Origin of the sequence: Vreelandella songnenensis (assembly GCF_003002925.1) — a bacterium.
GTDB lineage: Bacteria > Pseudomonadota > Gammaproteobacteria > Pseudomonadales > Halomonadaceae > Vreelandella > Vreelandella songnenensis.
This window is the reverse complement of record NZ_PVTK01000004.1, coordinates 216,649-241,999: the sequence shown is the minus strand read 5'-3', so window position 1 is coordinate 241,999 and position 25,351 is coordinate 216,649. Positions and strand designations below refer to the sequence as shown.

Here is a 25,351-nt window from a genome sequence, read left to right as displayed (position 1 = left end):
AGCGGCCTCGCCAGCGCTATCAACGCCTGCTCAAATAAGTTAAGTTAGGGTTAAGTAAACCTAGCGAGTGAGCGCAATGACCCTAGCGATTGTAGCCACGCGGGCAGGCGTGGGATTGGATGCACCGGCGGTGCACGTGGAAGTACACCTGGCCAACGGCCTGCCGGGGCTGACGCTGGTAGGCTTGCCGGAAACCGCGGTAAAAGAGAGCCGCGAGCGGGTGCGCAGCGCCTTGGTCAACGCAGGGTTTGATTTCCCCAACACCCGGCGGATTACGCTCAACTTAGCCCCTGCGGATCTTCCCAAGGAGGGCGGCCGGTTTGACCTGCCGATTGCGCTGGGCATCCTGGCCGCTTCGGGCCAGATTCCGGTAGAGGCGCTGGAAGGCATGGAGTGTGCCGGTGAGCTGGCACTGGATGGCAAGCTGCGTGCCGTACACGGCATGCTGCCCTTTGCACTGGCAACGCGCCGGTCTGGGAAAGCCCTGATCATTCCCCGTGAATGCGCGGATGAAGCCGCACTCGCCGGCGATCTTCCGGTACTGCCTGCCGACACCTTATGGCAGGTAGTGGCCCACCTGCTGGGTCAGGAAAAGATCGCCCCGCACCGGCTGCCCGCCTCCATCAAAACCACCACGCCCATGGCGGATCTCGCCGATGTGCGCGGCCAGCAGCAGGCGCGCCGGGCGCTGGAAGTCGCCGCTGCCGGTGGGCACAACCTCCTGTTCGCCGGCCCGCCGGGCACCGGCAAGACCATGCTTGCCAGCCGGCTGCCGGGCATATTGCCGCCGCTTAGTGAGGATGATGCGCTAGCAGTGGCCGCCGTGCGCTCGGTGTGCGGGCTGCCCCTGGATGCCGATTGGGGCAAGCGCCCGTTTCGCCAGCCGCACCATAGTGCGAGTGCCGCCGCGCTGGTGGGCGGCGGCTCCAAACCCAAGCCGGGAGAGATTTCACTCGCCCACCACGGGGTGCTGTTTCTGGACGAGCTGCCGGAGTTTTCCCGCAACGTACTGGAAGTGCTGCGCCAGCCGCTGGAAACCGGCGAGATCCATCTGGCCCGCGCCAGCCACGAGCGCCGTTACCCGGCGCAGTTTCAACTGGTAGCCGCCATGAACCCCTGCCCCTGCGGCCACCTGGGCGACCCGCGCCAGCGCTGCCAGTGCACCGCCAGCCAGATCCAGCGCTATCAGGCGCGGCTTTCAGGCCCGTTGCTGGATCGCATCGATCTACAGGTCGAAGTGCCCGCGCTACCGCCGGAACAGCTCACCGCCCAGACTCAAGGCGAATCGTCGGATGCGGTGCGCGAGCGTGTAATGGCGGCCAGGGAGCGCCAGATGGCGCGCGGCGCACTCAATAGCCAGCTCGGCGGCAAGGCGCTGGAAGCCGCCTGCGACTTGAACGATGAGGAGCGCACCTGGCTTGCCAACGTGCTGGAAAAACTCAAGCTCTCCGCCCGCGCTTACCACCGCGTACTGCGCGTGGCACTGACGCTGGCGGATCTACAGGGCGAGCCCAAGCCCTCCCAAGCCCACCTGATCGAGGCCATCGGCTATCGGCAGCTGGACCGGATGCTGGGTAAAGGCTGAAGGCGCATGCAGCAAAGCCTGCCATCAACTCTGGTGGCGGCCGCTCATCACCCACGCCGTCCAGGAACCATCGAACAGCGAAAGGTGCTCGTACCCGGCAAGCTCCGCTGCCACCCATACGATGCAGGCAGTGATGCCGGAGCCACAGCTGAAGGTCAGGTGGTCCGACGGCTCAAGCTGCTTGCTACGCATGAGCGCTGCAATCTCCTCCCGGCGCTTGAAGTGCCCGTTTTCCAGAAGCTCGGTAAAGGGCAGATTGACGGAGCCTGGAATATGGCCACTAGGCAATTCCGGTCGAGGCTCGGGGGCCTGCCCTGAAAAGCGCGCAGCACTTCGGGCATCCACCACCTTGAAGCGCTGGCGTGCAATGTTGTCGTGAACTTCATCCACGCTGACCACGCTTTTATTGGCCTGGAGCGCAGGCGGGACAGTCAACGACGTTGGAGCGGAGTAGCCCTGCTGAACCGGCAGCGACAGCGAGAGCCAGTGGGGCAAACCGCCATCCAGCAGCCTTACCTTTCTGAAGCCTGCCTGGGTAAGCAGCCAATAGGCTCGCGGGGAGGAGTAAACGCCGCGATTATCGTAGATCACGATCTCGTCTTCAGGACTCAAGCCAAGGCCTTGGCACGCCGCTTCCAAAGCCTCTTTCGCGGGCAGCGTATGCGGAAACGCTGCTTCCCAGTCAGAAAAGACCTGCTCGATATCGAACTCGAGAGAGCCTGGAATCTTGCGACCATCATCGGGCACGTGTGCCGCAATGGGGCTGTTGGGCAGCGAGGCGTCCAGCACTTTGGGCGGCGCGTCACTGTTCAGGCGGTCCAGCAGCTCATGGGCATTCATCAGAATATTCGGCATGATAGAAATCCCTCTTGAATTGGAGACGCCAGTCCTACACTGCAGGCATCCCATCAATAAACGTATTGATAGCTTCAAACAGCACCTGGCGAATCGGCTCTGCTTCGTTGACCAGATGGTGCCGCGCTTCCGGGTGGTGGTGAATTTCGGCGGCGGTAAACTTCTCCCCCAGGATGTTCAGGTTCCACTCCCAATCCACCGTCAAATCCTGCTCGCCCTGCAGAATCAGCGTGGGTATATCGACGGAAGGAAGCGCCAGCAGCTTCGGCATCCAGCGGCGCATGGCGCTTACCCAGGCCACGCTCAGGCGTTCGGGCTGAAGCGGGTCGTGGTCGCGCAGGAAGTCGGTGAAGGCTTCATCGGTCGAGTTGGGCCGGTACTTGCGCGGTAGCTCTTTCAGAAACGGGCTGGCGATCAGGTGCACCCAGCTGGCCTGGCTCCAACGCCAGGGGCGCACCAGGGGTGCCAGCAGCACCAGCCCATCCCAGCCCGCCTGCTCGCGGCGGGTCAGGGCATCGGTGGCAAGAATGGCAGCCCCCGTGCTCTGACCCACGCCCAGCCAGGGCTTGGGTGTCAGGCCTTGGCTTTGCAGGGTGGTTTGCACGTGGGTCAGGCAGTGCTGGTAGTCGTCGAAATCCTCGATTTCCGCTCGCGGGCCGCTGGAAAGGCCATGGCCGGGCAGGTCCCACAGCACCACCCGCCAGCCCTTGGCCAGCAGGTGCGCCAACAGGTGGCGATAAAGCCCCAGGTGATCGAAATAACCGTGTACCACAAAGGCGGTGCCGCTGGGGTTGGGCGGGCTCCACACCTGGCACCACAGGGCAAAGCGCCCGGTATCGATAAACCCGGCGTGTACTTCTTCGGTCTCTTGCAGCAGCGTTTCCAGGCCGTAGTGCAGGAAATAGTCCTGTACGACGCTCCACAGCGGTTCACCCGGTATCAATCGAGAAAACGCTGATTCGCCTGCCACCTGCCGAAACAGGCCTTCCAGTTGTTGGAAATCATGCATCAGTGTTTCTCCCTGAACGCCCTGCGCGCCTTTTCTCATCATTTGGTCGAGCATTGTACTGCTTTACGGTCTACGCTGTTTACATGCCTGCACAGTTGTGGAAGTATTTTCCATAAATGTACTTTTACTCTGCCCCAGGCCTTTTGATGCCCCTTGGGCACCTTCACAGGAGAAACCCCATGAGCGAGCGTATCACGCGCCACCGGTTACAGGTGGCCGCCGAGCTGGACCGCTTTATCAGCGAGCAGGCGCTACCCGGAACGGGCGTCGATGAAAGCACCTTCTGGGCCGGTGTCGATGCCCTGTTTCATGATCTGACCCCAAAAAACCAGCAATTGCTAGCAGAGCGTGACGCACTGCAGGAAAAACTGGATGCCTGGCACCGCGAAAACCCGGGTCCGGTCAGCGACATGCCCGCCTACCGCGCGCACCTGAAAGAGATTGGCTACCTGGCCGAAGCGCCTGCCAGCGTCCAGGTCAACACCGCCAACGTCGACCGCGAAGTGGCACTTCAGGCAGGCCCACAGCTGGTCGTGCCGGTCAGCAACGCGCGCTACGCCCTTAACGCCGCCAACGCGCGCTGGGGCAGCCTTTACGACGCGCTTTACGGCACCGATGCCATCTCCGAAGATGATGGCGCGGAGAAAGGCAAAAGCTTCAACCCCAAGCGCGGCGAAAAAGTAATCGCCTACGCCCGCGGCGTGCTTGACCGAGCGGCCCCGTTGGCCACCGGCTCCCACCGTGACGCGGTCAAGTACGCGATTCGCGATGGCCATCTGGTGGTAACCCTGGAAGGCGGCCGCGACACCGGGCTCAAGGATTCAGGCAAGCTGATCGGCTTTACCGGCGAAATGTCCGCACCTGACACACTCCTGCTGGCCAATAACGGCCTGCACCTGGAAATCCAGATCGATGCGGATCATGCCATCGGCAAGACCGACCCGGCGGGCGTGAAAGACGTGGTGGTGGAAGCCGCGCTGACCACCATCATGGATTGCGAAGACTCCGTGGCCGCGGTGGATGCCGAAGACAAGGTCGGCGTCTACCGCAACTGGCTTGGCCTGATGAAGGGCGATCTGGAAGAGCGCATCGAGAAAGGCGACCAGACCTTTACCCGTAAGCTCAACGCCGACCGCACTTGGCAGACCACCGAAGGCGGCAAGGTCACCCTGCCCGGCCGTTCGCTGATGTTCGTGCGCAACGTGGGCCACCTGATGACCACCCCGGCCATTCTGGACGAGGCGGGCAACGAGCTTCCGGAAGGCATTCTTGACGCTGTGGTGACCTCGCTGCTGGCCCTGCACGACCTGAAGAAAGACGCCGACCAGCCGCGCAACTCGCGCACGGGTTCTGTGTATATCGTCAAGCCCAAGATGCACGGCCCCCAGGAAGTGGCGTTTGCCAACGAGCTGTTCGGCCGCGTCGAAGATATTCTGGGCATGAGCCGCGACACCCTGAAGATGGGCATCATGGACGAGGAGCGCCGCACCACGGTCAACCTCAAGGCATGTATCAGCGAGGCCTCTTCGCGGGTGGTGTTCATCAACACCGGGTTCCTCGACCGCACCGGCGACGAGATGCATACCGCCATGGAAGCCGGCCCCATGGTGCGCAAGGGCGACATGAAGTCAGCCGCCTGGATCACCGCGTATGAAAAGAACAACGTGCAGGTAGGCCTTGCGTGTGGCCTGCGCGGCCGCGCCCAGATCGGCAAGGGCATGTGGGCCATGCCGGATCTGATGCACAACATGCTCGAGCAGAAGATCGGCCACCCGAAAGCCGGTGCCAACACCGCCTGGGTGCCTTCGCCCACCGCCGCAGTACTCCACGCGCTGCACTACCACCAGGTCAACGTGGCGGACGTTCAGCGCGAGCTGGAAGCCCAGGGCGAGCCGGACTTCCTGGACGACCTGCTCAGCGTGCCGGTGGCGGAAAACGCCAACTGGTCCGATGAAGAGAAGCAGCAGGAGCTGGACAACAACTGCCAGGGAATTCTGGGCTACGTGGTGCGCTGGGTAGAGCACGGCGTGGGCTGCTCCAAGGTGCCGGACATTCACGACGTAGGCCTGATGGAAGACCGCGCCACGCTGCGCATCTCAAGCCAACACATCGCCAACTGGCTGCACCACGGCATCGTGGATGAGGCCCGCGTGAAGGAGACCCTGACGCGCATGGCCAAGGTGGTCGATGAGCAGAACGCCGGTGACCCCACCTACACCGCCATGAGCAGCCACTTTGAAGACTCCACGGCCTTCAAGGCCGCCTCCGACCTGATCTTCAAGGGCCGCGAGCAGCCGTCGGGCTACACCGAGCCGCTACTGCACGAATGGCGTCAGGTGCATAAAGCGAAGTAACTTCATTTCGTGGTACAACTAGCCCCAAGGCGTATGCCCTGGGGCTTTTTTATACAGGATAACAACAATGACCGTGATGAGCGTCGAGCAGATCGAGCACTTTCTGGATGACGTATTCCCCCAGCGGATGGGGCGAATCGAGAGCGTGGGCGACAGATGTGCCACCATGCGCCTGAAGGTGGGCTACGAGCACCTGCGCCCCGGCCCCCGGGTAAGCGGGCCAACCATGATGGGCTTTGCCGATGTGGCGCTGTATGTGGCGATCCTGGCCCAGATAGGCCCGGAACCCATGGCGGTCACCAGCGATTTCAACTGCCACTTCCTGCGCGCCGCCTCCGGCGATCACGACATTATCGCCCACGCCAAGTTGATCAAGCTCGGCCGCCGACTGGGCGTGGGTGAAGTGCAGGTATTTTCCGCCGCTGATGATACCCGCCCGGTCGTTCACGTGACCGCAAGCTACGCGCTGCCCTTGTAACGCGCAGTCACACCACACTCTAGAAAACAAAGAACCCAGCACCGGCTTATCGGTGCTGGGTTCTTCTTATGCTGTCGGTATTACCTGAAGCTTACGCGCCAGGCAACCGGTCCAGCATACGGTCAAGCGTCAGCGGGTAGTCGCGCAGGCGGATGCCGGTGGCGTTGTACATGGCGTTCGCCACCGCCGCCGCACCGCCACAGATACCCAGCTCGCCGACCCCTTTGGCTTTCAGCGGGGTAGAAGCGCCGTCCTGGGTATCCAGGAAGATCACCTCCATGTCGGGGATATCGGCATGTACGGCGATTTCGTAACCGGCGAGGTCGTGGTTGGGGAAGAAGCCCCGCGCGGTATCGACATTGAGGCTTTCGGTGAGCGCTGCGCCAATCGACATGGTCATGCCGCCCAGCACCTGGCTGCGCGCGGTAATCGGGTTGAGGATGCGCCCGGCATCGCACACCGACAGCATCCGGCGCAGGCGGGTTTCGCCGGTGTAGGCGTTGACCGCCACTTCGACGAAGTGCGCGCCGAAGGTGCCGATCTCGAGCTCGTCCTTGAAGTCGCCAAAGTGCAGCGAGTCCTCGCCCACCAGCTCTTCGCCCTGAGCCACGTCGCGAAGTGCAACACTCTTGTCGCCCGAGACCACCTGGCCGTTCTCGAAGCGCGCCGACTCGACGCCAAGACGTTTGGTAATCTCACCCTGCAGCGCCACGCACGCCGCGTACACGCCAGCGGTGGAGCTGGCCGCGCCCATCTGGCCACCGGAGCCGGACGCCGAGGGGTAGGCGCTGTTGCCCAGGCGAACGTCCACATCCCTCATTTCCAGGCCCATGGTTTCGGCAGCGGTCTGGGCGATGATGGTGTAGGAGCCGGTGCCGATATCGGTCATGTCGGTCTCGACGATCAGCCGCCCTTCGCTCAACCGTACCCGCGCGCCGGAATCCAGCGTCGGCGAGCCGCGGTAGGCGCCGGCCATGCCCTGGCCGATCAACCACTGGCCTTCGCGCTTGCCGCCCGGCGTAGTGTTGCGCGCAGCCCAGCCAAACGTCTCGGCGCCCTTTTGCAGGCACTCCACGAAGTGGCGGTCGCTGTAGCGCTTGGAGGGCTCTTCCGGGTTGACCTGGGTGTCGTTGAGAATACGGAACTCCACCGGATCCATGCCCAGTTTCTCGGCCATTTCGTCCATGGCGATTTCCAGCACGGCCAGACCGGTGGCCTCGCCCGGGGCGCGCATGTCGGCGGACTCCGGCAGGTTCATGTCGATGGCGTGATGAGCCACGCGGCGGTTTTCGCCAGCGTAGAAGCAGCGCGTCTGATTGACCGCGTCTTCACCGCTGCCGCCGGGCAGCGTGTGGGAGATCGCCGAGTGGTCGAAGGCGGTGATGCGGCCATCCTTGTTGGCGGCGATGCGCAGGCGCTGCACGGTGCCGGAGCGGTGGGTGGCGTTGTTGAAGATGAACGGACGCGGCAGCGCCACCTTCACCGGGCGACCGGTCTCCCGGGAGCCCAGCGCGGCCAGCACCGCATCGGCACGCAGCCACAGCTTGCCGCCGAAACCGCCGCCGATATAGGGGCTTTCCAGGCGGATGTTATCGGCGTCGAGCTCGAAAGTGGTGGCCAGCGCCTGACGGGTCCACTCGATCATCTGATTCGAGGTCCAGAGCGTCATGTTCTTGCCGTCACACCAGTCCGCAATCGTCGCGTGGGGCTCCATCATGGCGTGACTGTGCGAGGCGGTGTGGTAAGTCTCATCCAGCGTGAACTCGGCGCTATCGAAGGCCGCGTCTACATCGCCTACATGGGAAACCACATCCCTGTCCTGCAGGCGTTTCCAGGCATCGTCGAGATCGAACTCACCGGGTATTTCCTCATACTCCACCTCGATGAGTCTTGTGGCCGCGCGGGCCTGCTCCAGGGTGTCAGCGATGACGACGGCAATCGCCTGATGGTAGTGCTCGACCCACTCGCCACCAAACAGTTTGGCCACGTTGCTGTCGGCCCGGGGCAGCTCGTCGATATCAAGCGCCGTGATCACCGCCGCCACGCCTTCGGCACTGCGCGCCGCCGTGGCGTCCATGCGGGTAATGCGCCCCTTGGCGATGCTTGATCCCAGCGGGTAACCCACCAGCGGGTTTTCCGCCACATTATGGCGCTCGTAGGCGTAGGGGGCCGTGCCGGTCACTTTCAGCGCGCCGTCGACCCGGGTATGGGGCTTGCCGATGATCCGTGCGTGATCAAAGAGGTTCTCGTCGGCTGATTGATTAAAATCCATACATCACTCCTTTGCCAGCAGGGCGGCCAGCGTACGTTCGGCAAGCGTCAGCTTGTAGGCGTTTTCCTCGGTGGGGCGTGCGCCGTCAAGCAGCTTGGCCATCACCGCCTCGGCACCGTTGCCAAGCTCGGCATCGGCGTCCTCGCGCCGCCAGGGCTTGGGCGCTACGCCTCCCAGCGCGACCCGGCCCTTGCCGTCGTCGGTTTCAATCAGTGCCACCGAGACCAGCGCAAAGGCGTAAGAGGCGCGGTCGCGCACCTTGTAGTAACGCTGGCGCCCGCCGACCGGCGCAGGCAGCACCACGCCGGTGATGATTTCGCCCGGTTCAAGCGCGTTTTCCACCTCCGGCGTATCGCCGGGAAGCGCATAGAACTCATCAAGCGTGAGCCTGCGCGTCTGCCCTTCGGGACTGACGGTTTCCACTTCGGCATCCAGCACGCGAAGGGCAACGGCCATGTCGGAGGGGTGCGTGGCGATGCAGTGATCTGAGGTGCCGATCACGCCGAGCTGGCGGGTGTCGGCACCGTCGTCCAGCGCCGCACAGCCGGCGCCGGGCTCGCGCTTGTTGCAGGGCATGGCCGGATCATAAAAATAAGGACAGCGGGTGCGTTGCAACAGGTTGCCGCCGGTGGAGGCCTTGTTACGCAGCTGGCTCGATGCGCCGGCAAACAGCGCCCGGCTCAGCACCGGGTAGTCACGCTTGATGCGCTCGTCGGCGCCAAGGGCGGTGTTGCTGACCAGCGCACCGATGCGCAGACCGCCCTCGTCGGTGGCGACAATGTCATCAAGGCCGGTGCCGTTGATATCGATCAGGTGCGCAGGCACTTCGATCTCGTGCTTCATGAGATCCAGCAGATTGGTGCCCCCGGCGATGAACTTGCTGCCCGGCACTTCGAAGGCGCGCGCGGCTGCCTGGGCCGCATCGTCGATGCGCTCATAGGAAAAGGCTTTCATGAACGCTCCTCGGTAGCTTGTTCTTTGGCAACCTGGTGGATGGCTTTGAGGATGTTGGCGTAGGCGCCGCAGCGGCATAGATTGCCGGACATGCGCTCGCGAATCTCTGCATCGCTGAGCTCGATGGGGCCATTGAGTTCCTGGGTCACATGGCTCGGGATACCGGCGCGGATCTCGTCAAGCGTTGCCTTCGCCGAGCAGATCTGGCCCGGGGTGCAGTAGCCGCACTGAAAGGCGTCGTTGTCGATGAACGCCTGCTGCATCGGGTCCATGTGCTCGACATCACCCACCCCTTCGATGGTGGTGATCTCGTCACCCTGATGCATTACCGCCAGGGTCAGGCAGGCGTTCACCCGCTCGCCGTTGATACTCACCGTGCAGGCGCCGCACTGGCCGTGGTCGCAGCCTTTCTTGCTGCCGGTGAGTTGCAAGTGCTCACGCAGGGCGTCCAGAAGCGTAGTGCGGTTATCCAGCGTCAACGTATGCCGCTTGCCATTGATGGTCAGTGAATAGGTACTGCTGTTGGGAGTCACGGTCTTGGTTTGTCTTTCGACATTATTAGAGGAGTTCATTGCTATATGCCTTCCTTGCGCGTTGCTATCGCTTATTTAGTGCCATAAGGCCTTCAGCATAGACATGATTGCGCCAGGTAGCCCAAATCTCTGCCCAAACCTTTCGAAACCGTAGGGATTCATCCTCTCCCCGCGCCAGGTGCGCTACGCTATGACACGTCTACCCACGCAAGACAGGCAATGGATGCCGTTTGCTAACGATTGGAAATGCTTGAAATGCAACATTTGGATCTGCTGGTTATCGAGCAAGCGCTTGCCTGGTCTCAGGAAGGCGAAACGGTCTGGCTGTGTACCGTGCTGGCCACCTTTGGCTCCTCACCCCGCGCCCCCGGCTCCTGGATGGCGGTCACCAAGGATGGCAGGCACCTGGGGTCGCTCTCCGGCGGCTGTGTAGAGGAGGATTTCATCCAGCGCCTGGCCGAGGGTCAGTTCGAGCAGGCGGCCCGTGTCATACGCTACGGCGATGCCGACGACGCCCAGGGCGGGCATATCACGCTGCCCTGCGGCGGCATTCTGGAAGTACTGGTGGAGCGCCTGCCCGCCACGCCGGATATGCGGGAGCACCTGGGCACGCTGAAGGCGGCGCTTGAAGGTCACCAACCGCTCATGCGCCACGTCGACATCCACTCTGGCAAACGCTTCTTTTCTGAAGACAGCTCACTCGGGCCTCGGGTGATCTGGCCTGCTGACGAGCGCGCGCCGAACCTGGTAAGCATGCGCCTCGCCCCGGCACGGCGGCTGATCATCGCCGGTATTTCGCCGGTCTCCAGCGCCTGCGCCGCCTTTGCGGTGACGCTCGGCTTTGAGGTGATCGTGTGTGATCCCGATGAAGCCGCCTGCCAGGCGTTTGACGTTCCCGGCGTGACCGTCAAGGCAGCGCTGCCTTCCCGGTACCTTGCCACCCACCGCTGCCACAACGCCACCGCCATCGTGGCACTCACCCACGACCCGCGGATTGATGATCTGGCGATGATGGAAGCGGTGCGCACGCCGGCTTTTTATATCGGCGTGATGGGATCACTGCGCACCTCGGCAGCCCGAGCAGAGCGGCTGATACGCTCCGGCGGGCTAAGCGACGCCGAGATTGCCCGCATCCATATGCCGATTGGCCTGGCGCTGGGCAGCAAGACGCCAGCCGAAATCGCGCTGGCGGTCATGGCCGACATCGTGCGCGTTCAGCACGGCAGGGCGCAGGATGCACTCTGATAACGGCTACCCGGTGGCCGCCCTGATAATGGCAGCAGGCTACTCGCGCCGCTTCGGTGAAGACGACAAGCGCCTGGCGCGCCTGGCCGACGGGCGCACGCTTCTTGCCGCCACGGTGGACCGCACCCGCCAGGCGTTTGCCCACGTCCGCGTGGTGATTCGTGAAGAGGATGACGCTGCGCTGTTGGGATTAACGGAGCTGGGGTTAACGGATGACGTCGCGCTGATTCGCGTCCGCCACGCCCACCTTGGCCTGGGAGCGAGCATGGCCGAAGCGGTGGCCGCACTGGGCCACGATACGGCGCTAGGCGACATCGCCGCCGTGGCCATCGTGCTGGGCGATATGCCCTGGATGAGCCGGGAGGCGCTCACGGCGCTTCAGCGGCTGGCTACACCCGACACCATTGTACGGCCCTGCCATGCCAGCAGGCCGGGCCACCCGGTCATTTTCGGGCGTACCCTGTGGCCCGAGCTTGAGGCCCTGACCGGCGCCAGCGGCGCACGGGAGGTGATTCGCCGCCACCCCTGCCGGTATCACGAATACGCCATGCCGGACGGCGGCCTGTTTCACGATATCGACACGCCCACCGACCTCAGCCGCGGGGCGCTCTGATAACGCTGACCGCCAGAGCCAGCCAGCCGGCCATCAGCAAAAGCCCGCCAAGCGGTGTGACGATACCCAGGTTCCACCCGGCCAGGGCCATCAGGTAAAGCGAGCCCGAAAAGCCCACCACGCCCAGCGCCCAGAGCCCCGCCACCCAGCGCCAGCCGGGCAGGTTGAATACCCGCTGGGCCACCAGTACACCAAGTACTGCCAGCGTATGCCACGCCTGATAGCGCACGCCGGTTTCCATGGCGCTCACCATGACGGCGCTGGCCCGCTCGGCCAGGCCGTGGGCCGCGTAGGCGCCCAGAATGACCATCAGCACGCCGGACAGCGCCACCCCACACCCGATTATTCGCTCATCACGTTGCATGCCTGCTCCTTGTCTGAATGAATTTTTCTTGCCACGGCCAGGGCTCGCCATACCTTGCCCCGCCGGAAAACGCTACAATAGGGCACTATAACCCCTGCCTCGATAGACGAGACGCCCTTATGCACATCCAACTCAATGGCGAGCCTTATCCGCTGGACGCTGAGCTTACCGCTGCCGACCTGATCGAGCGGCTGGGGCTTGCCGGCAGGCGCGTGGCGGTAGAGATCAATGAAGAGATCGTGCCGCGCAGCCAGCTGGCCACCACCCGCCTGAGCCAGGGTGATCAGGTGGAAGTCGTGCACGCCATCGGCGGTGGCTGAGCCGCAGGCTTCGAACGCCCCGCTGGCGACCGCTTATTTCACGCGCTTTATCCAGGATCCGCTATGACACTGCACACTGACACGCCGTTTACCATTGCCGGACGCGACTTCAGCTCTCGCCTGCTGGTGGGCACCGGCAAATACAAGGACTTCGATGAAACCGGCGCAGCGATTGCCGAAAGCGGCGCCGAGATCGTCACCTTTGCCGTGCGCCGCACCAACCTTGGCCAGGAAGACGGACCCAACCTGCTCGACGTCATCTCGCCTTCGCGCTACACCCTGCTGCCCAATACAGCCGGCTGCTATACCGCCAAGGACGCCGTGCGCACCTGTCGCCTGGCCCGCGAGCTGCTGGATGGGCACAACCTGGTCAAGCTTGAAGTGCTGGGCGATGAAACCACGCTCTACCCCAACGTGGTAGAAACTCTGAAAGCCGCCGAGACGCTTTTGGCCGATGGCTTTGACGTGATGGTATACACCAGCGACGACCCGATTGTCGCCCGCGAGCTTGAAGCCATGGGCTGCTGCGCCATCATGCCGCTGGGCTCACTGATTGGCTCGGGCCACGGCATCCAGAACCCGCACAACGTGCGATTGATCGTCGAGCAGAGCCGCGTGCCGGTACTGGTCGATGCCGGTATCGGTACCGCGTCGGATGCGGCCATGGCCATGGAGCTTGGCTGCGACGGCGTTTTGCTCAACACCGCCATCGCCCACGCGCGTGAGCCGCTGCGCATGGCGCGGGCCATGAAACGCGCCGTGGAAGCCGGGCGCGATGCGTTTCTGGCCGGACGCATGCCGCGCCGCCAGAACGCCGATCCTTCCTCCCCTTTTGCTGGCCGTATCAACGGTTGAGAACCATGACTGATATTCAAAAACCCGATGAATCTTCCACCGGTCCTGAAGGTCCGGATGCACCGTTGCACCGTCGGGGGATCAAGAGCTACGTCATCCGTGCAGGCCGAATGACCCAGGCGCAGACTCGTGGCCTGGAAGACGTATGGCCCCGCTTTGGCCTCACGATTGCCGACGGCCTGCAGGACCTGGACGCCCTGTTTGGGCGCCAGGCACCGCGCGTGGTCGAGATCGGCTTCGGCATGGGCAATTCGCTGATCGAGCAGGCAGAAACCCACCCGGATACCGACTTTATCGGCATCGAGGTGCATTCACCGGGAGTAGGCAAGCTGCTGGATGAAGTGGACAAGCGCGGCCTGACCAATCTGCGTATCTACAAGGAAGATGCGCTGGCCGTGCTCGAGCAGTGCCTGCCCGAGGCCTCGATCACCACCGTGCAGCTGTTCTTCCCCGACCCCTGGCCGAAAAAGAAACACCACAAGCGGCGTATCGTGCAGCCGGCGTTTGTCGAGCTGATTCGCACGCGCCTGAAGGATGGCGGCACCTTCCACATGGCCACCGACTGGGAAGCGTATGCCGAGTGGATGGCCGAGGTCATGGAAGCCGCCCCGGGCTATGCCAACACCGCAGATGCGGACACGGCACCCTACGTGCCCCGCCCGGCATTCCGCCCGCTGACCAAGTTCGAGGCGCGTGGCGAAAAGCTCGGCCACGGCGTGTGGGATCTGATCTATCGGCGTGAGGCGTAAGCCGAACAGCTTGATTGCTTATACTTAAAGCCGCCGTCATGGCGGCTTTTTAGTGTCGGCCGGAGGCTGCCATCATACGCCTTGGCGTCGGCACCGCTGCGAGCAGTAGATAACGTTTTCCCAATCCCTGGCCCACTTCTTGCGCCAGGTAAAGGGGCGCTCACAAACCGGGCATATTTTCGTTGGAAGGTGCGGTTTCTGATGGGCCATATGATTCCCAGCGCTTGGCGTGAAACGAATGATCGCCTCAGTGTAGCCGCTTGAAAAGCGCGTGTACCGATAGCGGGCTCAAGGGCCTGGCTCAAAGCTGATGACGCTGCGCCGTTTTTACTTTCAGGGGATATAAAAAAAGAAAGCCACTCCAAGGGAGTGGCAAAAGACCGTGACTAGCAATGAGAGGGAGAAACCATGACAGGAAACTGGCGGTTATCTGTCGTGGTCTGTAGCGACTCATTAAACGCTACAATCACAATATAATCATTCGCATTTACCCCGTCAACACAAATGCGAATACTTTTTATTTATTTTTACATCTTATCCGGCAAGCTGCAGCCATAGCGGTAGCGTGAGCATGGCAAGCAGCGTCTGCCCGGTGATGATCGCCGCCATCAGCTCGGCATCGCCGCCCAGCTGGCGAGCCAGAATATAGGCTGACGTGGCGGTCGGCAGCGCCGCGAACAGCAGCGCCACGTCGCGGCTGATGCTGTCCAGTCCAACCAGCCAGGCCAGCACCAGCACCAGCGCCGGCATCAGGAAAAGCTTGATGGTGTTGGTGGCCAGCAGGCCGCGATCGACGCGCAAGAGTGCCGTCGGGCGCAGCGCCACGCCTACCGCGATCAATCCCAGCGGCAGCGCCGCGCGGCCCAGCAGCGCCACGGTGTCTCCACTCCATCCGGGAAGGCCGATGCCGCTCAGGTTCAGCGCGATTCCCGTCAGGCAGGCAAGGATCAACGGGTTTTTCACCAGCGCCATCACGCTCTTGCCCAGGCTGGCGCTACCCAGCGTGCCGGCCCCGACAAAGCTTGCCACGCACATCACATTGACCACGGGCACCATCAGAGCCACGGCAACCGCCGCCGTGGTGGCTCCCGCCGTACCGTGCAGGGCAGCGGCACCGGCCACGCCCACGTAGGTATTGAAGCGTACCGCGCCTTGAAACACCGAGGTAAACGCCGCCGGCGTCAGGCGCAGCCAGTGGCGAAAGCGCCAGATCAGAATGCCAAACAGCGCCATGGCGCCAAGCAGCACCAGCGCCAGCCGGCCTACCGGCACCTGGCTTACATCCGCATTCGCCAGCGTGCCCACCAGCATCGCCGGGAACAGCACAAAGTAGATCAGCCGCTCCATGGCGGGCCAGAAATCCGGGCTCGGCCAGCGCCAGTAGCCCAGGCCAGCGCCCAGTAGAATCAGCAGAAACAGCGGCCCGAGGGCGGCGGTAATACTCTCCATGGCGTTTCCTTATTGACTGCGACATCTCAGCGCAACGACATCGGCTTTTTTGCTGTTACCATGAAACGATCCCGCCTCACGGCCTGCGCAGCGATTATTCTGCCATGAAGATACGACCCAAGCCTGCTTACTTTGCGCGCTTACCGGGACTCAAAGCGCTGATTCTGATGACCGGCCTGGGGCTGGCCGTGTGCACCTGGTACGTACTTTTCCACCGCCTGCACGATGACGTTACCTGGTTTCCTCCGGCTGCCCAGTGCGATCTGAACGTCCAGGCCTGTGCCGCAAGGCTCGGCGATGCAGGCCAGTTGACCTTGCATATCGACACCCGCGGTCCAATCCAGGCGCTAACCCCGCTTCCTCTGGCGGTGGATATCCAAGGCGTTACTTCCAGCCAGGTCAGCGTGGATTTTGTCAGTCGGCACAAGAAAGACGATGTTTACCGCTTTATGCTTGACGCCGTCACCCCTGACCACTTTCGCGGCCATGGGCAACTGGGAGAGCAGAGAGGCAGCGCAACCGCTGCCACTGCACCCTGGCGGGCGCGAGTGATACTGGATACGCCCAAGGGCAGGCTGGGCAGCTGGTTCGACTTTGACGTACGCAGAAGTTAATCGGCGTCGACTGCAGGTTCTTCAAGACGATCCAGCATGGCCATCAAGGCGCTTATCTGGGCGCCTTCGCGGGTATCGTGCAGCGGGTTCTGCTGCCAGAGGCTTTCGGCGTAGCCCCACCAGTCCCAGCAGCCCTGAGGGTTGGAAAGGCTGCTGTCGACCTGGGGGTAAAGCACCAGCTGGCGATGCCGCGCGGCCCAGTGATTCAAACCGCTGTGGCTGACAAAGGTATCGTCGATGGCATTGGTGCTCATCTGGCATCCGTGCAGGGCAATGGTGACCGGGCAGGCTTCCTCCTGGCAGGAGGCGGGCACATACAGATAGCCCGTATCGGCAAGCCCCTTGGCGGCAAACGCCGACTGGTCGAAGGCAACCAGCTCACCGGGCTCTGCTGTCTGCACGTCACGCTCAGGATAGAGCCAGTCGAGCATATCGCGGGCCACATCCTCATCGCAGGCGAGCACATGGCTGCCCCCGCCCTGCCGGCAGTTGCCCAGCTCGTGGGGTCCCACCGTTTCCTCTGCGTGCAGGCGCACCGGCCAGCCGTGACCCGCAGCCTGATGGCGCACGAACTTCAATTGATCGGATGCCGCCAGCCACTGACGCCACTGCCCGGCCAGAAGCTCAACCAGCCCAGGCTCGACAACGTCATCCGCCCCGCCATGCCAGATAAAGGCTCTTAACCGACCAAGGGGCGCTTGATCGCCTACCAGCCCGTCTGCCTGGTAACGCACCCGGCGCTCTTCAAGAGCCTCAAGATTGGGCAGACCGCCACGGGTTTTCATGCAACGGTTCAGCGTCATGCTGAGCGAACCCTGAGAGCAGCCCCAGGGCCCGGCGGCCACCACGCCTACCCCGGCAAAGCGCTCGGGCCAGGCAACCGCCAGCTGTGTCGCCATGTAACCACCCGAGGATACGCCAACCACGCTCGTCTGCCCGTTCAACGCGCCAAGGGCAGGCAGTGGCTCGTCAGCACTCACCGCAAGCGGCGCGCCAGCCAGCAACACATACGCTGCGTAGCGGGCCGCCGCCTTGGGCATGATTTACTCTACACCCAGCAGTTCAACGCGGAAGGTGAGCATTTCGTTAGGGCCAATCGGGCCTTGGCCGTGTTCACCGTAGGCAAGCTCGGCCGGGATGTACAGCATCCAGCTGTCGCCAACGCTCATCAGCTGAAGAGCTTCCTGCCAACCATCGATGACCTGATTGACCTGGAAGCTGACCGGCTCGCCACGCTCAAAGGAGCTATCGAAGACGGTGCCGTCGAGCAGCATGCCTTCGTAGTTCACTTCAACGGTGTCTTCCGGCCCCGGGGTTTCGCCATCGCCAGACTCCAGCACTTCGTACTGAAGGCCAGACTCGGTGACTTCGATACCGTCACGCTCGGCGTTTTCCGCCAGGAAATCATCGCCTTCCTGCTGGTTCATCTCGGCGATTTCGGCGGCTTCCTCTTCGCGCGCCTGCATGGAGCGCTCCTGGAAAGCCATGATGGACTCAACCATGTCTTCTTCGCTAAGCGCCAGTTCGTTGTCCTCGAACACGTCACGCATGCCGTCATTGAACGCATCGAGATCCAGTTCTTCGAGGTCGGCTTTCATGCTTCCACCCAGGGTAACACCGAGGCTGTAGGCAAGACGCTGCTCGTCAGTGTCCGGCGCGGCAGCAACAAAAGGCGCTACCAGCAGGAGGCTGGTCAAGGCCGTTGAAGTGAGCAGTGTTTTCATAGCAAGAATAACCTTATTCGGCGGCGTCATACGCCATATGTGAGATATCTCAAAGACTACCACCCGCCGCCTGTTAGTGCATACCAGGCAGCGGATGTAGATACGACCTCCGTTTCGCCGGGAGGTTTAGCCACGTTGTGTGACGCGCTCTTCATGCAGCCTTAGCGGAAAGCCACATCGCGCAGGAACAAGGCGATCTGCGGGAACATGATCAGAAGCGCGGCGGTCAGAATCAGCATGAAAATGAACGGCGGCGTACCCCTGATGACTTCCCAGTAGGGACGCTTGAAGATTGCGATGGCGGTAAAGATATCGCAGCCAAAGGGTGGCGTCGCCGAGCCTATGGCCACCTGCAGGGTAATCAGGATACCCACCAGTACCGGGTCAAGCCCGGTTGCCGCAATGGCCGGGGCAAAGATCGGGGTCAGCACCAGAATGACGACGATAGGGTCGACGAACATGCAGGCAATGAAGAAAGAGACGCAGATCGCGATCAGAACGCCGGTAGGCCCTGCGTCATTCACCCCGACGGACTCCAGGATGGCCTGCGGAATCTGGGCAAACGAGATGATCCACGAAAAGCTGTTGCCTACCGCCACTAAAATGAACACCACCGCGGTGATCAGGCCGGTCGATTTGGCGATGGCGTAGATATCGCGCATCTTGAGCGAGCGGAACACCACGAACTCGAGCAGCACAGCGTACAGCACGCAGGCGGCAGCGGCTTCGGTGGGGCTGAAGATGCCGCCGTAGATGCCGCCCACGATGATCACCGGAAAACCCAGCGGCCAGAGCGCTCTCTGTACCGCCGTGCCGCGCTCTTTCCAGCTGGCCCGCGCCTCGGTAGGTACGTCCTTCACGATCGCATAGACGATGCAGTAGGCCGAAAACATCAGCAGGATCAAAAGGCCCGGCCCGATGCCGGCGATGAACAGCTCGCCGATCGAGGTGCCGGAGATGACCCCGTAGATGATCATGCCGATACTCGGCGGAATCAGAAACGCGATGTCGCTTGCGTTGATGATCAGCGCCAGGGTGAACGAGTCGGAGTAGCCCGCCTTGAGCATCTTCGGGCGCAGTGGCGAACCCACCGCTACCACGGTCGCCTGAGTAGAGCCGGAGACGGCCCCGAACAGCGTACATGACGCCGCCGTACTCACCGCAAGCCCGCCCTTGATATGGCCGATAAAGGCCATGACCATATCGATCAAGCGGTTGGCCGACTGGCCGCGGGTCATGATATCCGCCGCCAGAATGAACATGGGCACGGCGATCAGCGACGCCGGCCGGATGCCCGCCATCATCTGCTGGATCAGCGTATCCATCTGGCCGAAGCCGTTGAACATCATGTAAAAGCCGATGACCGCCGCGGCAATCAGCGGCACCATCATTGGAAAGCCCAGCAGCAGCAGGGCGATCATGGTCACTACCATTATCGTCGTCATGCGTATTCCCCTCGTGTGCAGTGCCCTGCGTCAAATGTCGGTTTCGACATCTTTATAACCATCCACCACGCCGGTCGAGAGATACACCTCCCGGCTGGTGAGGTTCTTGATGGCGGTCAGCAGGTATTGAATACCCGTGATCAGAAAGCCCATCGGCACCCACAGATAAATCATCCAGACCGGCAGGCTAAGCGCCGGCAATACGCGCCCCTTGCTGTAAAGGTCCTGGATATAGACGATCGAGTAATAGAGTAGAAAGAACATGATCAGCGAGGTGAACAGCGAGATGCCGATCATCAACGCCTTGCGCCCGCCGGCCGGCAGCGCATCGTAGATGGCCGACATGCGAATATGTCGGCCGTGACGCGCCGCATAGCCGATACCGGCAAAGGTGACCATGATGATCAGGATACGGTTCAGCTCACCTGAGAACATGATGCTGTTGCCAAACACAAACCGGGCGATAACGTTGGTGACCGTATTCAGCGCCATTAGCAAAACCCCTAGCGCCAGTATCACTGACTCGATTTTGCTAATTGCAGTGTCGATCACGCCCAACACACCGGGTAACCCTGAGTGGTAATTCTTCTCGGATTCTTCATCGGTCATGGCCGAACTCCCTTTTTCGGCATGACTATGGCGCATGGCACGCCAATAGCACGCTGGATAATTGACTCACGAAGAGATGATTAAAGTGCGTTGACGCACTCTAAGCGTAACGGGTGACTGGGCTTTGCGCCTTAGCGTTGGGCAAATAATTGCCAACGCACCGCTTGCCCTAAATGCCCTTTGCAGGCGCCGTGGCGCGGCAATCCAGGCAATAAAAAAGGGGCAGCGTTGACTGCCCCCCTTTTCAAGTCCTCTGTCTGGCTTGAACAGCCAACCAGCGGTTACTCGTTGGTAACGGCTTCCAGATCGGCCTTGAACTGCTCAAGCAGCTCGGCACCGCGCTCGCCGGTCATTTCAAGGAAGGCCTCTTCCACCTGCGGGGCGCGATCACGGAACGCCTGAATCTGCTCTTCATCCAGACGCGTCACGGTGACCTCGTCAGACGCTGCCTGAATTTTTTCCAGTGATTCTTCGGCCAGGCCCTGGATATGATCCATAGTGTGGTCATAAGCGGCTTCGGATGCGTCACGCACCAGCTCTTTATCTTCGTCGGAGAGCCCTTCGAAGAAGTCCTGGTTAGCCATCATGGCGGTCGTGAACCAGCCGTGGCCGGTGAAGGTCAGGTGCGGCGATACTTCGTACAGCCCGCCGGACTCGATCCAGAAGATCGGGTTTTCCTGGCCATCCAGAATGCCGGTCTGCAGACCGCCATACACTTCGCCCCAGGGCAGCGGCGTGGGCGTGGCGCCAAAGGCGTCGTAGGTTTCGGAAAGCAGCGGGTTGGTCATGGTGCGGATTTTCTTGTTGCTCATATCCTCCGGCGAGCTGATCGGCTCGTCGGTGGTGATGACCATTTCACCTTCAGGATACATTTTCAGAAGCTCAAGGCCCTGCTCGGCGTAAAGCTCCGGGAACGTCTCGTTGATCGCTTCGCTTTCGTTGAAGAACGTCAGTACGGTCTCTTCATCGGTGGGCAGCAGATAGGGAATGAAGAAGATCTGGGCTTCGGGAATCAAGGCACCGGTAAAGCCGGGCGACTGGTTCACGAACTGCAGGATACCGTTCTGGGTCTGCTCCATGATGTCATCGGACTCGCCCAGCTCGCCGAAACGATAGACCTGGACGGTGTGATCGGAGTTGTCTTCGATGTACTCCTTGAACGCGAGGGCGAACACATCCTGTACGTCGCCTTCGTACTCTTCGTGCGCGTAACGCCAGTTATCTGCCTGTGCAGCGGCGGTCATGCCAAACAGCAGTGCACCTACGCTTGCCGTCGTTACTAACTTGCTTGCCTTCATGCGATGTTCCCCTTGCAGTGGTAAGCGCGCTATACGCGTGCGCAGAAATCTGCTCTTATTTTTTTACATTCGCTGACACGCAAAAACGTTATCCATTGCTGCGGGTCAGCGGACGTATAACGAATGATTATTCAAAAGCAGCTCATTTTCAGGCTAGCGCGGCACTTCGAAGCGGTCAAGCCGGGTTGCCAGAACCTGAAAGGCTTGTGAAACGCTTTCGCGCGCGCCTGACGTATCAACGCACTCCTTGTCAAGTTGAGCCAAATACAGGCTATCTTGCAGCCATTTTGCAACATCCTGCGAACGTGGCGCAGCGTTTTTCAACCGGCCTTCAAACGCCACAACTTCCAGCGCCCAGCTCTGCCAGCGTTGAAGATTTTCACGTTCGGCCTGCAGCTCAGCCTTCTGTATCGTCTTGCGCAGCGCGGCAATCGAGTCGCTGTTCAGCGCTTCGGGCTTGAGACTGCGCCGCAAGTGGCGCAACACCTGGGTCACTTCCCGCTGCCACGCTTCCCGTGATTGGCGCTGTTCGGCCAGCGCATCCGGCAGCGCCTCAAGGCCGTGCACATAAAGCCAGCCGTGCAGCAGAAGCTCGCATACATCGACCCCGCCAGCATCCTGTAGTGCCAGGCAGGCCCGTTCGACCTCGGGGTCTGCGTAAAACGCTAGCGCAAAATCCCATAACGGCATCTGCTCCAGGCGGCGCAATCGGTTAGAATCGAGCATTGGTTTACCCACTTCTTTTGGGAGAGAGCATGATCGCACTGCGCCAAGTCGCCCTGCAACGCGGCACGCAAACGCTACTCGAGAACGCCGACCTGACCCTGCACGACGGTATCAAGGCGGGCATCATCGGGGCAAACGGCGCTGGTAAATCGAGCCTTTTCAAGCTGCTGTTGAGTGAGCTGGGCCCGGACCAGGGCGATGTGGAAATGAGCGGCGGCCAGCGTATCGCGCACATGGCCCAGGAAGTGGAAGCCCTTGACCGGCCGATCATCGAGTACGTGCTGGACGGCGACAAGGCGCTGCGCCAGGCCGAAGCCGAGCTGGCGGCGGCCCAGAAGGCGGGTGAAGCCCACCGCGAAGCGGAGCTGCACGGCTTGATCGAAACCCTGGACGGCTACCGCGCCGAGTCCCGCGCCGCCCAGCTGCTGGTCGGGCTTGGCTTTGTGCAGGCTGACCTTGCCCGCCCGCTGTCGGACTTCTCCGGTGGCTGGCGGATGCGCGTGAATCTGGCGCGCACGCTGTTCATGCCCTCTGACCTGCTGCTGCTCGATGAGCCGACCAACCACCTGGATCTGGACGCTCTGCTGTGGCTCGAGCAGTGGCTGACCCGCTACCCCGGCACCCTGCTGCTGATCTCCCACGACCGGGATTTTCTGGATGCCGTGTGCGATCACATTGTGCACATGCACCACCAGACCCTGGAGCTTTACCGGGGCAACTACTCGCGCTTTGAGCGCACCCGCGCTGAAAAACTCGCCCTGCAGCAGGCCGAAGCCGCCAAGCAGCAGGCACGGCGCGAAGAGATCGAGCGCTTTATCGCCCGCTTCAAGGCCAAGGCTACCAAGGCCCGTCAGGCCCAGAGCCGGGTAAAGATGCTGGAGCGCATGGAGGATATCGCCATGGCCCACGTCGATTCGCCGTTTCACTTCACCCTGCCCGCCGCCGACAAGACCTCTCACCCGCTGCTGGTGCTTGATCAGGCCCAGCTCGGCTATCGAAGCGAGGAGCGCGACAACGTCCAGCTGGACAAGGTCAACATCACGCTCCTGCCGGGCAGCCGTATTGGCCTTCTAGGCCCCAACGGGGCGGGTAAATCGACCCTGATCAAGTCGCTTACCGGCGAGCTTGAGCTGCTGACCGGCAAGCGCGTGCCCGGCGAGCACCTGGCGATTGGCTACTTTGCCCAGCACCAGCTGGAAGGCCTGGACGTCACCTCGACGCCGTTCATGCACGTGCAGCGTCTGTCACCCAAGGCAAGCGAGCAGGAGATCCGCAATTTCCTGGGCGGCTTTGGCTTCAAGGGCGACGACGCCTTTGGCGAAGTGGCGACCTTCTCCGGCGGTGAAAAGGCGCGCTTGGCGCTCTCGCTGGTGGCCTGGCAAAAACCCAACCTGTTGCTGCTCGATGAGCCGACCAACCACCTGGACCTTGAGATGCGCGAAGCGCTGACCGAAGCCCTGGCGGGGTTTGAAGGCACCGTGATTCTGGTCTCCCACGACCGCCACCTGCTGCGTGCCACGGTCGACGAGTTCTGGCGCGTGGCGGATCACCGGGTGGAGCCGTTCGATGGCGACCTTGAGGATTACCGTGCCTGGCTGAAAGCGCGCCTTGAAGAGAGCCGCCGGGATTCGCGCAGCGAAAAGGCCGAGCGTCAGAGCCAGCAGCCAAGCGGCGACAGCCGCGAAGCGCGCAAGGCTGCCCGCAAGGCCGCCGCCGAGCTGCGCGAGAAGCTGCGCCCGCTGAAAAAGGAGCGCGATCAGGCCGAGAAAAGCATGGAAAAAGCTCAGGCAGCCCTGGAAGAGGTGGAAGCCGTACTGGCTGACCCGGCGCTATATACCGACAGTGCCCGCAAGGCCGAACTGACCGATGCGCTGGCCCAGCAGGCTACCATCAAGGCGCGTCTGGACAGCGCCGAGCAGCAGTGGCTGGCCGCCGAAGAAGCGCTGGAAGCCATGGAAGCGGAGCTTCTGGCCAGCGAAAGCGCAGAGGCCTGACGGCGCCCGGCTTCAGCTTTCCAGCAGAAAGGTAACCGGGCCGTCGTTGACCAGCGCGACCTGCATATCAGCACCGAACTGGCCCGTCGCCACGTTCGGCCAGGCCGAACGGGCCTGGGTAACCAGCGCATTGAACAGCCGCTCGCCTTCGGCGGGCGGGGCGGCACTGGAAAAGCCCGGCCGCAGGCCCTTGTGAGTCTCGGCGGCCAGAGTGAACTGGGACACCAGCAGCAGGCCGCCGTCTATCTGTTGAAGGTTGAGGTTCATCTTGCCTTCGGCGTCGCTGAACACTCGGTAGTGCAAAAGCTTGTGCAGCATTTTCTCGACGGCGGCTTCACTATCCCCCTTCTCTACGCCGACCAGGGCCAAAAGCCCTTGGTCGATGGCGCCAATGGTTTGCCCCTCGACCGTTACGCTGGCCTTCTGGACTCGCTGTATCAGCACTTTCACTGCGCGTCTCCTCGTGCCTGGTTCAGGCGCCTACCACCAGGCGTGAAAATGGTGAACCGGCCCGCGCCCCTTGCCCACGCTCAGCCGGCCGCTTGCCTCGAGCGCTTCGTGCAGCCAGCGCTTGGCTTCCGTAATGGCGGCAACGACCTCAGCGCCGGATGCCCCAACCGGCAGCCTGGCAAGGCAGGCGGTCATCGCCGATGACAGCGCACAGCCGGTGCCGTGCAGGTTGTCGGTCTGGATGCGCGAGGCGGGCAGCCATTCATGGCTGTCAGGTGTGGCCAGCAGGTCCGGGCAGGTTTCGCCGCGCAGGTGGCCACCCTTGAGCACCACATAGGGCGCGCCCAGGCGGGTCAGGCCCGGCAGCATGGCCTCCATAGCGTCCAGGCTCTCGGGCGAGCCGGTATCCAGCAGCACCGCCGCCTCCGGCAGGTTGGGTGTAATCATATCGGCCAGCGGCACCAGGATATCGCGCACGGCTCGGATGCCTGCATCATCCACCAGAATATCGCCGCTCTTGGCGACCATCACCGGGTCGAGCACGATCCAGCGCGGGCGATGCTTTTCCAGCACCTCCTTGATCACCTCGGCAACGTCGCGGCTCGCCACCATGCCGATCTTGACCGCATCGAGTTCAACGTCATCCATCAGCGTTTCAAGCTGCGCGCGAATGAAGTCCGCAGGAATCGGATAAACGCCGCGCACGCCCTGGGTGTTCTGGGCTGTCAGCGCGGTGATCACGCTGGTGCCATAAGCCCCCAGCGCCGAGAACGTCTTGAGATCGGCCTGAATACCGGCCCCGCCGGAGGGGTCGGAGCCGGCAATGGTCAGTACATTGACGCTTGATGCCATGACG

26 protein-coding genes are annotated in these 25,351 nt (G+C 62.2%); 10 read left to right on the top strand and 16 right to left on the bottom strand.

What is annotated here, in order from left to right:
- The first annotated feature begins 76 nt into the window (after window positions 1-76).
- Window positions 77-1,585, top strand: a complete 1,509-nt coding sequence (locus tag B0H98_RS09135; RefSeq protein ID WP_106374760.1) for a YifB family Mg chelatase-like AAA ATPase — start codon at window positions 77-79, stop codon at window positions 1,583-1,585.
- Between the two features lie 24 nt (window positions 1,586-1,609).
- On the opposite strand, the gene B0H98_RS09130 is transcribed toward B0H98_RS09135, so the two are convergent.
- Window positions 1,610-2,440, bottom strand: a complete 831-nt coding sequence (locus tag B0H98_RS09130; RefSeq protein ID WP_167392661.1) for a sulfurtransferase — start codon at window positions 2,438-2,440, stop codon at window positions 1,610-1,612.
- 34 nt (window positions 2,441-2,474) lie between these two features.
- On the bottom strand, window positions 2,475-3,449 hold the full coding sequence (locus tag B0H98_RS09125; protein ID WP_106374758.1) for an alpha/beta hydrolase: 975 nt from the start codon (window positions 3,447-3,449) through the stop codon (window positions 2,475-2,477).
- A gap of 179 nt (window positions 3,450-3,628) precedes the next feature.
- Between B0H98_RS09125 and B0H98_RS09120 the strand changes: the two genes are divergently transcribed.
- Complete coding sequence (locus tag B0H98_RS09120; RefSeq protein ID WP_106374757.1) at window positions 3,629-5,803, top strand: malate synthase G; 2,175 nt, start codon at window positions 3,629-3,631, stop codon at window positions 5,801-5,803.
- A gap of 67 nt (window positions 5,804-5,870) precedes the next feature.
- Entirely contained in the window at window positions 5,871-6,281 is a 411-nt protein-coding gene (locus tag B0H98_RS09115; protein ID WP_106374756.1) for a PaaI family thioesterase, read from the top strand.
- 91 nt (window positions 6,282-6,372) lie between these two features.
- Here the strand turns inward: B0H98_RS09115 and paoC are convergent, their stop codons facing one another.
- From paoC to B0H98_RS09100, 3 genes are read right to left on the bottom strand one after another with little or no spacing between them, the layout of a single operon-like run.
- A complete protein-coding gene (gene paoC / locus B0H98_RS09110; RefSeq protein ID WP_106374755.1) occupies window positions 6,373-8,553 on the bottom strand; it encodes an aldehyde oxidoreductase molybdenum-binding subunit PaoC in 2,181 nt (726 codons plus the stop codon).
- Between the two features lie 3 nt (window positions 8,554-8,556).
- Window positions 8,557-9,507: an FAD binding domain-containing protein gene (locus B0H98_RS09105; RefSeq protein ID WP_106374754.1), complete on the bottom strand. Its 951-nt coding sequence runs from the start codon at window positions 9,505-9,507 to the stop codon at window positions 8,557-8,559.
- Window positions 9,504-10,079, bottom strand: coding sequence for a 2Fe-2S iron-sulfur cluster-binding protein (locus tag B0H98_RS09100; protein ID WP_106374753.1), 576 nt, complete (start codon window positions 10,077-10,079; stop codon window positions 9,504-9,506). The genes B0H98_RS09105 and B0H98_RS09100 overlap by 4 nt, the downstream gene beginning before the upstream one ends.
- A gap of 216 nt (window positions 10,080-10,295) precedes the next feature.
- On the opposite strand from B0H98_RS09100, the gene B0H98_RS09095 reads away from it, so the two are divergent.
- Together B0H98_RS09095 and B0H98_RS09090 are read left to right on the top strand one after the other, a co-directional pair.
- Window positions 10,296-11,285, top strand: a complete 990-nt coding sequence (locus B0H98_RS09095) for an XdhC family protein (RefSeq protein ID WP_106374817.1) — start codon at window positions 10,296-10,298, stop codon at window positions 11,283-11,285.
- Complete coding sequence (locus tag B0H98_RS09090) at window positions 11,275-11,898, top strand: nucleotidyltransferase family protein (protein ID WP_106374752.1); 624 nt, start codon at window positions 11,275-11,277, stop codon at window positions 11,896-11,898. Before B0H98_RS09095 ends, B0H98_RS09090 begins: the two co-directional genes overlap by 11 nt.
- Here the strand turns inward: B0H98_RS09090 and B0H98_RS09085 are convergent.
- Window positions 11,879-12,262, bottom strand: a complete 384-nt coding sequence (locus tag B0H98_RS09085; protein WP_106374751.1) for a DUF423 domain-containing protein — start codon at window positions 12,260-12,262, stop codon at window positions 11,879-11,881. The two genes, B0H98_RS09090 and B0H98_RS09085, sit on opposite strands and share 20 nt — an antisense overlap.
- A 119-nt stretch (window positions 12,263-12,381) precedes the next feature.
- Here B0H98_RS09085 and thiS point away from each other — a divergent pair, with 119 nt between their 5' ends.
- The 3 genes from thiS to trmB all read left to right on the top strand — a co-directional run bounded on the left by thiS (window position 12,382) and on the right by trmB (window position 14,186).
- The gene (thiS, locus tag B0H98_RS09080; RefSeq protein WP_106374750.1) at window positions 12,382-12,582 is read left to right on the top strand and encodes a sulfur carrier protein ThiS; all 201 of its coding nucleotides are present in this window, start codon (window positions 12,382-12,384) and stop codon (window positions 12,580-12,582) included.
- 63 nt (window positions 12,583-12,645) lie between these two features.
- A complete protein-coding gene (locus tag B0H98_RS09075) occupies window positions 12,646-13,437 on the top strand; it encodes a thiazole synthase (protein WP_106374749.1) in 792 nt (263 codons plus the stop codon).
- Window positions 13,438-13,442: 5 nt separating this feature from the next.
- Window positions 13,443-14,186, top strand: a complete 744-nt coding sequence (trmB, locus tag B0H98_RS09070; protein ID WP_106374748.1) for a tRNA (guanosine(46)-N7)-methyltransferase TrmB — start codon at window positions 13,443-13,445, stop codon at window positions 14,184-14,186.
- A 72-nt stretch (window positions 14,187-14,258) separates the two neighbouring features.
- On the opposite strand, the gene B0H98_RS09065 is transcribed toward trmB, so the two are convergent.
- Window positions 14,259-14,396, bottom strand: a complete 138-nt coding sequence (locus B0H98_RS09065; RefSeq protein ID WP_106374747.1) for a DUF2256 domain-containing protein — start codon at window positions 14,394-14,396, stop codon at window positions 14,259-14,261.
- A gap of 324 nt (window positions 14,397-14,720) precedes the next feature.
- Entirely contained in the window at window positions 14,721-15,635 is a 915-nt protein-coding gene (locus tag B0H98_RS09060; RefSeq protein ID WP_106374746.1) for an AEC family transporter, read from the bottom strand.
- Window positions 15,636-15,739: 104 nt separating this feature from the next.
- Here B0H98_RS09060 and B0H98_RS09055 point away from each other — a divergent pair, with 104 nt between their 5' ends.
- Complete coding sequence (locus B0H98_RS09055; protein WP_106374745.1) at window positions 15,740-16,249, top strand: hypothetical protein; 510 nt, start codon at window positions 15,740-15,742, stop codon at window positions 16,247-16,249.
- On the opposite strand, the gene B0H98_RS09050 is transcribed toward B0H98_RS09055, so the two are convergent.
- The 6 genes from B0H98_RS09050 to B0H98_RS09025 form a co-directional block, all read right to left on the bottom strand.
- Window positions 16,246-17,289, bottom strand: coding sequence for an alpha/beta hydrolase family protein (locus tag B0H98_RS09050; RefSeq protein WP_106374744.1), 1,044 nt, complete (start codon window positions 17,287-17,289; stop codon window positions 16,246-16,248). The genes B0H98_RS09055 and B0H98_RS09050 overlap by 4 nt on opposite strands.
- A gap of 3 nt (window positions 17,290-17,292) precedes the next feature.
- Window positions 17,293-17,973, bottom strand: a complete 681-nt coding sequence (locus tag B0H98_RS09045; RefSeq protein ID WP_106374743.1) for a BamJ family beta-barrel-assembly machinery protein — start codon at window positions 17,971-17,973, stop codon at window positions 17,293-17,295.
- Between the two features lie 161 nt (window positions 17,974-18,134).
- Window positions 18,135-19,418, bottom strand: coding sequence for a TRAP transporter large permease (locus B0H98_RS09040; protein WP_106374742.1), 1,284 nt, complete (start codon window positions 19,416-19,418; stop codon window positions 18,135-18,137).
- Between the two features lie 30 nt (window positions 19,419-19,448).
- On the bottom strand, window positions 19,449-20,027 hold the full coding sequence (locus tag B0H98_RS09035) for a TRAP transporter small permease (protein ID WP_106374741.1): 579 nt from the start codon (window positions 20,025-20,027) through the stop codon (window positions 19,449-19,451).
- A 281-nt stretch (window positions 20,028-20,308) separates the two neighbouring features.
- Window positions 20,309-21,325, bottom strand: a complete 1,017-nt coding sequence (locus B0H98_RS09030) for a TRAP transporter substrate-binding protein (RefSeq protein WP_106374740.1) — start codon at window positions 21,323-21,325, stop codon at window positions 20,309-20,311.
- Window positions 21,326-21,478: 153 nt separating this feature from the next.
- Complete coding sequence (locus B0H98_RS09025; RefSeq protein WP_106374739.1) at window positions 21,479-22,051, bottom strand: TIGR02444 family protein; 573 nt, start codon at window positions 22,049-22,051, stop codon at window positions 21,479-21,481.
- A gap of 29 nt (window positions 22,052-22,080) precedes the next feature.
- Between B0H98_RS09025 and abc-f the strand changes: the two genes are divergently transcribed.
- Window positions 22,081-24,045, top strand: a complete 1,965-nt coding sequence (gene abc-f / locus B0H98_RS09020) for a ribosomal protection-like ABC-F family protein (RefSeq protein WP_106374738.1) — start codon at window positions 22,081-22,083, stop codon at window positions 24,043-24,045.
- A gap of 12 nt (window positions 24,046-24,057) precedes the next feature.
- On the opposite strand, the gene dtd is transcribed toward abc-f, so the two are convergent.
- On the bottom strand, window positions 24,058-24,495 hold the full coding sequence (gene dtd / locus B0H98_RS09015; protein WP_106374737.1) for a D-aminoacyl-tRNA deacylase: 438 nt from the start codon (window positions 24,493-24,495) through the stop codon (window positions 24,058-24,060).
- Between the two features lie 30 nt (window positions 24,496-24,525).
- Window positions 24,526-25,347, bottom strand: coding sequence for a bifunctional hydroxymethylpyrimidine kinase/phosphomethylpyrimidine kinase (gene thiD, locus B0H98_RS09010; protein ID WP_106374736.1), 822 nt, complete (start codon window positions 25,345-25,347; stop codon window positions 24,526-24,528).
- Window positions 25,348-25,351 lie beyond the last annotated feature (4 nt).